The organism is Streptomyces sp. NPDC034670 (genome assembly GCF_055574875.1).
Genome location: NZ_JBVITR010000012.1, coordinates 140,553 through 142,260, shown reverse-complemented (window position 1 = coordinate 142,260; position 1,708 = coordinate 140,553). Strand labels below are relative to the sequence as shown.

3 protein-coding genes are annotated in these 1,708 nt (G+C 74.3%); 2 read left to right on the top strand and 1 reads right to left on the bottom strand.

Annotated elements, in window-relative coordinates; translation table 11 throughout:
- A partial coding sequence (locus ACZ56B_RS12090) for an adenosylhomocysteinase (RefSeq protein WP_468788925.1) occupies positions 1 to 94 on the top strand: 94 nt, incomplete at its 5' end.
- Between the two features lie 108 nt (positions 95 to 202).
- On the opposite strand, the gene ACZ56B_RS12085 is transcribed toward ACZ56B_RS12090, so the two are convergent.
- Positions 203 to 424, bottom strand: coding sequence for a hypothetical protein (locus tag ACZ56B_RS12085; RefSeq protein ID WP_468788915.1), 222 nt, complete (start codon positions 422 to 424; stop codon positions 203 to 205).
- Between the two features lie 320 nt (positions 425 to 744).
- Between ACZ56B_RS12085 and ACZ56B_RS12080 the strand changes: the two genes are divergently transcribed.
- Positions 745 to 1,584, top strand: coding sequence for an NmrA family NAD(P)-binding protein (locus tag ACZ56B_RS12080; protein WP_468788913.1), 840 nt, complete (start codon positions 745 to 747; stop codon positions 1,582 to 1,584).
- The last annotated feature ends 124 nt before the right edge of the window (positions 1,585 to 1,708 follow it).

Below are 1,708 nucleotides of genomic sequence, written 5' to 3'. Positions count from 1 at the left end.
CGGCGTCAAGCTCACCCGGCTGCGCCCGGAGCAGGCGGAGTACATCGGGGTGAAGGTCGAGGGCCCGTACAAGCCCGACCACTACCGCTACTGAGGGCCGCCGACAGCCGTCCGGCGGCGCGGGAACGCCGCGTCCCCCGGGACATCCCGTCCCGGGGGACGCGGCGTTCGGCGTGCCGGGCCCGGCCGTCGGCCGCGGCGCTCAGGCCGGCCGGACCCGGGAGCGCGGACCGGCGCCGCGGGCCGGTGCCGCCTGGGCGCCGTCCGCCCGCTTCCCGTCCGGCGCGATGCCGATGCGGGCCAGGAGCGAGGACACGTCGGCGTCCAGCTCCGCCAGCTCCGGGAGCAGCGCCTCGGGGCCGTCCCCGGCGGAGCGCACGGGCGACGGTCGGGAGGACGGGGAACGGGGGACGGAAGAACTCATGGAGCACCTCGGGAGGGAAGAGGGGCCGGAAGGAAGCGGATCGCACGTCCGGCAAGGGTGGGCCACGCGACTGGAGGGCCGCTCGAACGCCCCTCGGGCTCGAGAAGCGCTCGAGCCCGCCTCGCGGGCCGTGGCCGCCCGCCGGGGCCCTGCCTAGGCTGCCGGTGACGCGGGCCCCGGGCGCCGCCCGGCACTGCCCGGACCCCCCCGCGCCCCCGAAGCATCCCGAAGAGAAGCACCATCCGCCGTAGACGCCCGCGCACAGAGGTGAGCTTTGCGGCTATGGCCCGTCTCAGCGAACAGGGAGTTGACTGAACGGCATGACGAACACGCAGAACACCTCGACGGCCACGGACGACACGACGCTGGTGATCGGCGGCACGGGCAAGACCGGACGCCGGGTGGCCGAGCGGCTCACCGCACGGGGCCTCCCGGTGCGGATCGGCTCCAGGTCCGGCGAACCGCCCTTCGTCTGGGAGGACCCGGGCACCTGGGACGCCGCCCTCGAAGGCGTCGGCTCCGTCTACGTCACCTACTACCCCGACCTCTCCTTCCCGGGCGCCGCCGAGGCCGTGGGCGCCTTCTCCAAGGCCGCCGTCGCCAAGGGCGCCCGGCGCCTGGTCCTGCTCTCCGGGCGCGGTGAGGAGGGGGCCCGCGTCAGCGAGGACAAGCTCAAGGAGTCCGGCGCCCAGTGGACCGTGATCAGGGCCAGCTGGTTCGCGCAGAACTTCAGCGAGAGCTTCTTCCACGAGCCGGTCGTGGCCGGTGAGCTGGCCCTGCCGACCGGGGACGCGGTGGAGCCCTTCGTCGACGCCGACGACATCGCCGACGTCGCCGTGGCGGCCCTCACCGAGGACCGGCACGTCGGCAAGACCTACGAGCTGTCCGGCCCGCGGCTGCTGAGCTTCCACGACGTCGCCGCGGAGCTGAGCAAGGCGACCGGCCGGCAGATCACCTACATCCCGGTCACGGTCGACGAGTACCGCAAGTCCCTCGAGGAGAACGGGCTCCCCGCCGAGTTCGCCGACCTGTTCGGACTGATCCTCGACGGGCGCAACGCCCACCTCGTGCACGGCGTCGAGGAGGCCCTCGGCCGCAAGCCGAAGGACTTCGCCGACTTCGCCCGCGACGCCGCCGCGAGCGGCGTGTGGAACACCTGACGCGCTCGGCGGCCGCGGGCCCGTGCCCCGGCCACCGCCCCCCCTTTCCCCCCCCCCCGGGAGGGGGGCACCTCCCTTGCCCAAGGCTGATCCGCGTCCCTGTCTCACCAACACCCCTACAAAC